Source organism: Pseudomonas sp. 21LCFQ010 (assembly GCF_024129905.1).
Lineage (GTDB): Bacteria > Pseudomonadota > Gammaproteobacteria > Pseudomonadales > Pseudomonadaceae > Aquipseudomonas.
The window spans coordinates 88780-94961 of record NZ_JAMYDZ010000025.1 but is presented as its reverse complement, the minus strand read 5'-3'; the positions used below and the strand labels follow the sequence as shown (position 1 = coordinate 94961).

The following is a 6182-nucleotide window of genomic DNA, read 5'->3' as shown; positions in this document are numbered from 1 at the left end:
GCTCGACGTACTTCTTGATGCCCGCCACGCCCAGCGCACCGGCAGGCTCGGTGATCGAGCGGGTGTCGTCGTAAATGTCCTTGATCGCCGCGCAGATTTCGTCGCTGCTGACGGTGATCACCTCGTCGACGTAGTGCCGGCACACCTCAAAGGTATGCTGACCGATCTGCGCCACCGCCACGCCATCGGCAAACAGCCCGACCTGGTTGAGCACCACCCGCTCGCCAGCAGCCAGGGCGGCTTGCAGGCAGTTGGAGTCGTCCGGCTCGACGCCGATGATTTTGATTTCCGGGCGCAGGTATTTCACGTAGGCGGCAATGCCGGCGATCAGCCCGCCGCCACCGACCGGGACGAAGATTGCGTCCAGTTGGCCAGGGTGCTGGCGCAGGATCTCCATGGCCACGGTGCCTTGCCCGGCGATGGTGTCGGGGTCGTCATAGGGGTGGACATAGACCAGCCCCTGTTCCTCGACCAGCCGCAGTGAATGGGCCAGCGCCTCCGGGAACGAGTCGCCATGCAGCACCACCTGGCCACCGCGCGAGCGCACGCCCTCGACCTTGATTTCCGGGGTGGTCTTGGGCATCACGATCACCGCCTTGATGCCCAGCTCCCGCGCCGCCAGGGCCAGGCCCTGGGCATGGTTGCCGGCTGAGGCGGTGACCACGCCACGGGCGGTTTCTGCCGCGCTCAGTTGCGCCAGCTTGTTGTAGGCGCCGCGGATCTTGAAGGAAAACACCGGCTGCAGGTCTTCGCGCTTGAGCAGGATCTGGTTGCCGAGCCGCTCAGACAGCTGGCGAGCCCCCTGCAGCGGGGTTTCGATGGCCACGTCGTAGACGCGGGAGGTGAGGATCTTGCGTACGTAGTGGTTGAGCAAATCGGACTCGGCATAGCTCATCGCGTCGTTTCCTTGTACAGGGCACGAGGCACAGACAACTGGCCGATAACGGATGGGCAAGCGACGATTGGGCGGGCGATAGCGATCATGTCTGACTCCTGGTTCAAGCTTTCAAGACCCGGGAGACAGAAAAAACCCGCCTCCAGGGCGGGTTTTTCAAGCAAACGTCGGCTAACCCGCCATGACTGGAATGACGGTAATAATAATCTGGCCGAAGAACTGCTTGGAGGTATTCATGGCACTGAGGGTATTGCGCCAGTACGGGAAAAGTCAAGGGCGATATCAGTTGGATCGCGTGCCGGATTAATTTAGCCGCCTGGCGCTTCGTATCATCCAGATACGGACATTTTCCTGTCACATGCGAACCTTACTGTCAGGACAAGGGTCATTACCTGCACGCTGCGCTCAACGTCTGACGCCGCATTGAACACCTGCCAAGAGGGCCTGCACCATGGATGACTATCAAGAAGAATTGCTCGAATACCGCGCCTATGAACTCGACATGCCGGAACCGGCTGACGACGCGACCGAGCTATAACACTCAGCGAGCGCCCAGACGCTGGCTGCGGCGAAACTCTCCGGGCGTCTGGCCATTCCAGCGCTTGAAAGCCCGTTGAAAGGCCTCGGCCGAGGCAAACCCCAGCAAGTAGGCGATTTCGCCAAAGGCCAGTTCCGTGTCGCGGATGTAGGTCATGGCCAGGTCGCGACGGGTATCGTTGAGCACGGCCCGAAAACTGGTCTGCTCATCGGCCAGCTTGCGCCGCAGGGTCCAGGTGGGCAGCTTGAGTCTGGCCGCCACTTCTTCCAGATCCGGTTCTCGACCGCCATTGAGCAATGGCCCCAGCAGGCTGATGATGCGCTCGCGCAGGCTGCGTGTGCGGGTCAGGCGCTCAAGCTCCAGTTCGCATAACTGCACCAGCTGTTGCCAGGTACTCGGGCAATGAGCTGGGTTGCGGATCTCCAGGCTGGCGTTATCCAGACGCAGCTGATTGGTTGCCGCCGCGAACACAACAGGTTGTTCACTGAGGGCGGCGTATGCCGCGGCATAGTCTGGCGCGTTGAACTCGATTTCGATGCGCTGGGCCTGCAAGCTGCGGTCGGCCACGCCAGACAACTGGCTCAACCAGCCGCTGAGCAGCGAGTCGACCACAAAACGGTTGTAGGCGTTGTAGGGGCTGATTGAATAGAACCGCAGCCAAGCACCCTCACTGTCTTCAAGCAGACGCGACTGGCCCCGGTAATTGGCCGCGTAGAGCGGCTCGAAACGCAGCAGGGTGCGCGCCGCCTCACGGACATCCGGAGCCTGGGCTGCGGTGACCCCGGCCAGCCCGGCCTGGCCCAGGCGGCTGAGTTTGCCCATCTGTAAGCCCAACGCCGGCTGGCCACTGAGCTCGATGGCGGCGTGGCCCAGGCGCATATAGCGGGCAATGCTCAGGCGCGCGCCGGCCTGGCTCAGGCTATGGCTGTCCAGGCCATATTGCTGCAAGAGCGCCGTGGGGTCATGGCCGAGGCTGCGCAGTGCTTCATCCAGGCATTGGATAAAACCTACCGACAGATCCCCCAGGCGCAAGGGCGGGCGGTTCATGTTCACAGCCAGAGGTTGATCAAACGGGTGCCGCCGAGCGGTGCGCCAGGCGGCGAGGTTTGCTGGTGCACGAAGCTGTCACCTGAAGCCCCCTGATTCCAGAACTGGCCGTGCATGAATACGCTGATGCCGGCGCGGGCGTTGCTCTGTGAGGGCTGCCCGGTCAGGGTCAGGCGTTGCCAGGCTTCACCTTCGCTGAGGGCACCAGCCGGCAGCGTCAGTCCCTGGTTGGTGTGGCCCGGCCACGGCGCGCTCCAGCGCTGTCGGCCAGGGATAAAAGCCGGCACGGCAATCAGCTCGGCGCCGCTGGCATTGAGCCGTGCATAGTTGTCCGGATACCAGCTGTCGCTGCCGATCAGCACCGCCAGGCGGCCGGCGGGTGTGTCGAACACCTGCAAGGGCGCCTGGCGGTCTGCCTGTACATAGCCGCCTTGATGAACGCTCGGATACACCTGGCGCTGAGGTTGACCCAGTGGTTTGCCGTCGGCGCCGAACACCAGGCTGACGTTGTACAGCGGGCCTGGCCTGACGGTCAGTTGGCCGGCTTCGATGTGTGGCTCAGGCAGGATGATCGAGCCGGCCACCAGGGTGACGCTGAACTCGCTGGCCAGGCCGCCGAACAACTGCTGGTAGTCGCTGGCCATCGATTGCGCTTTCATCCGCAAGTGCGCATCACCCAGGCGTTGCTCGCCGCGGGCATTGAGCAACGCGCTGACAAACTTGATCGGGTTGCTCCAGGCCAGCCAGGTCATGGCCTCATCGACCGTTTCGGCCTTGTAGAACTGATTCTTTTCGCCAGCGGCAAACAGCCAGGTGCCGATGTGTTCGGGCAATACCACCAGAGTTTTATCATTGAGCAGTCCTTGCTCGCGAGCCTGTTGCAGCCAGGCCGCCAGCTTGCGGTGCAAGCGCTCAAGGTCCTGATAATCGGTGGGGTACAGCTCGGTTTCGATGCCCAGCAGGTTGCCGCGCCCGGCAGGCGTGCCTTGATTGATTGCCAGATGGCTGCGCAGATCTGACAGGTAATGACCCAGCGGGCGTTGCGAGGTCCACACGCCATAGCTGAGCAGCAGGGCGACAAGAGCAGCGGACAGGCACAGGCCGAGTAGTTTGCGCATAAGGTCCAGAATGGATGCGGTAAGCAGAATGCCAGTCAGGGTAGGGCGTCGCGACAGGCTTGCCAAGCCCGCTGCTGTGCATTTTGATCATTAACTTGTCAGTTGTGGTCATTGAGTGCGTTGGCCGGGCTATTTACTGTGGGCAACATACCGAAAGGGCATCCGCTGAGATTCCCTCGCCTTTGACCGTGATGATTTCGCTGGAGCCTGACAATGAGCGCCACCGCCTACCCGCACCTGCTCGCCCCGCTGGACCTGGGGTTCACCACCTTGCGCAACCGCACCCTGATGGGCTCGATGCACACCGGCCTGGAAGAAAAGCCGGGCGGCTTCGAGCGCATGGCGGCCTATTTTGCCGAGCGTGCCAGAGGCGGCGTGGGGCTGATCGTCACCGGCGGTATTGCGCCGAACGACGAGGGGGTGACCTATAAGGGCGCGGCGAAGCTGACCACTGCCGAGGAGGCCGCTCATCATCGCATCGTCACCGAGGCGGTGCATCAGGCCGGCGGCAAGATCTGCCTGCAGATCCTGCACACCGGCCGCTATGCCTACAGCCCGGGTCTGGTTGCGCCCAGCGCCATTCAGGCGCCGATCAACCCGTTCAAGCCCCGTGAGCTGGACGAACAGGGCATCGAGAAGCAGATCGGTGATTTCGTCAATTGCGCCAGCCTGGCCCGCGAGGCCGGCTACGACGGGGTCGAGATCATGGGCTCGGAAGGCTATTTCATCAACCAGTTCCTCGCCGCGCGCACCAACCAGCGCGACGACCGCTGGGGCGGCAGCTTCGAGAACCGCATGCGTCTGGCGGTGGAAATCGTCCGCCAGGTGCGTGAGGCAGTGGGCGGGCAGTTCATCATCATCTATCGCCTGTCGATGCTCGACCTGGTGGAGGGCGGCAGCGACTGGAGCGAGATCGTGCAACTGGCCAAGGCCGTCGAGGCGGCTGGTGCTACGTTGATCAACACCGGTATTGGCTGGCACGAGGCGCGCATTCCGACCATCGCCACCAAGGTGCCGCGTGCTGCCTTCACCAAAGTCACCGCGCACCTGCGCGGTGCGGTGCAGATTCCGTTGATCACCACCAACCGCATCAACACCCCGGAGGTGGCCGAGCAGGTTTTACGCGAAGGCGACGCCGACATGGTGTCCATGGCCCGGCCATTTCTGGCCGATCCTGAGTTCGTCAATAAGGCCGCTGCCGGTCGCGCCGATGAAATCAACACCTGCATCGGCTGCAACCAGGCCTGCCTGGACCATATCTTCGCCGGCAAGCTGACCAGTTGCCTGGTCAACCCGCGGGCCTGCCATGAAACCGAACTCAACTACCTGCCCACCGCGCAGCCCAAACGTATTGCCGTGGTCGGTGCCGGACCGGCGGGGCTGGCGGCGGCCACGGTGGCGGCCGGGCGCGGGCATCAGGTCACGCTGTTCGATGCGGCCAGTGAAATCGGCGGGCAGTTCAATATCGCCAAGCAGGTGCCGGGCAAGGAAGAGTTCTTCGAGACCCTGCGCTATTTCGACCGCAAGCTCAAAAGCACCGGTGTCGAGCTGCGCCTCAATACCCGGGTCGCTGCCCAGGACCTGCTGAGCGCCGGTTTTGATGAAGTCTTGCTGGCCACCGGCATCGTGCCGCGCACACCGCAGATTGCGGGTATCGACCATCCCAAGGTATTGAACTACCTGCAGGTGATTGGCGAGCACCAGCCGGTGGGCCAGCGCGTGGCGGTGATCGGTGCTGGCGGTATCGGCTTCGATGTATCGGAGTTTCTGGTCCATCAGGGCGTGTCCACCAGCCTGGACCGCGAAGCGTTCTGGAGGGAGTGGGGCATTGATACCGCCTTGCAGGCCCGTGGCGGCGTCACCGGCATCAAACCCGAAGTGCACGCCCCGGCGCGCCAGGTGTACCTGTTGCAACGCAAAGCCTCCAAGGTCGGTGACGGGCTGGGCAAAACCACCGGCTGGATCCACCGTACCGGCCTGAAAAACCGCCAGGTGCAGATGCTCAGCAGCGTGCAGTACCTGAAGATCGACGACGCTGGCCTGCACATCCGCGTGGGCGAGGGCGAGCCGACGGTGCTGGAGGTGGACAACATCATCATCTGCGCCGGCCAGGAGCCTTTGCGTGAATTGCATGAAGCGCTGCTGGCGGGCGGGCAGAGCGTGCACCTGATCGGCGGCGCGGACGTGGCCGCCGAGCTGGATGCCAAGCGGGCCATCGATCAGGGGTCACGGCTGGCGGCGGTGCTGTAGGTTTCTGCGGGGGTGAAACGTGGCTGAGCTAAAGAAAAGCTTTAATGACTATACCGAATTGGAGTTTTCTGAATTTATCAATGACATCTGGTTCGTCAGATCAGCCAGTGAGCGCGAACACAATTCGTGGATCATGCACTTCAGAAAAATCACAGAGCACCCCAGAGGAAGCGATCTGTTTTGCTATCCGTTACCTGATGAAGATTGTTCCCCTGAAGGTATCGTGAACACTGTAAAAAAATGGCGAGCCGAGAACGGCAAGCCAGGGTTGAAAACCGAGTGATTCAGGTTGCAGGCCGCTTATGGGCGCCTCTAAAAACTACCTGCGTTGCCC

The 6182-nt window shown here is 62.4% G+C and carries 5 protein-coding genes; 2 read left to right on the top strand and 3 right to left on the bottom strand.

The features are described from left to right. The 3 genes from ilvA to NJC38_RS23325 form a co-directional block, all read right to left on the bottom strand. Window positions 1-874, bottom strand: an 874-nt coding sequence (gene ilvA, locus NJC38_RS23335; protein ID WP_253117288.1) for a threonine ammonia-lyase, biosynthetic, incomplete at its 3' end; no start/stop codon positions are given. A gap of 562 nt (window positions 875-1436) precedes the next feature. Beyond that, the gene (locus NJC38_RS23330; protein WP_253117286.1) at window positions 1437-2480 is read right to left on the bottom strand and encodes an AraC family transcriptional regulator; all 1044 of its coding nucleotides are present in this window, start codon (window positions 2478-2480) and stop codon (window positions 1437-1439) included. Between the two features lie 2 nt (window positions 2481-2482). Next, window positions 2483-3598 (bottom strand): carbon-nitrogen hydrolase family protein, encoded by a 1116-nt coding sequence (locus NJC38_RS23325; protein WP_253117285.1) that lies wholly within the window; start codon window positions 3596-3598, stop codon window positions 2483-2485. A gap of 213 nt (window positions 3599-3811) precedes the next feature. Between NJC38_RS23325 and NJC38_RS23320 the strand changes: the two genes are divergently transcribed. Next, window positions 3812-5848, top strand: a complete 2037-nt coding sequence (locus NJC38_RS23320; RefSeq protein WP_253117284.1) for an NADPH-dependent 2,4-dienoyl-CoA reductase — start codon at window positions 3812-3814, stop codon at window positions 5846-5848. A gap of 19 nt (window positions 5849-5867) precedes the next feature. Then, window positions 5868-6131 carry a bacteriocin immunity protein gene (locus NJC38_RS23315; RefSeq protein WP_253117283.1) on the top strand — a complete coding sequence of 88 codons (264 nt, stop codon included), beginning with the start codon at window positions 5868-5870 and terminating at the stop codon, window positions 6129-6131. Window positions 6132-6182: the final 51 nt, after the last annotated feature.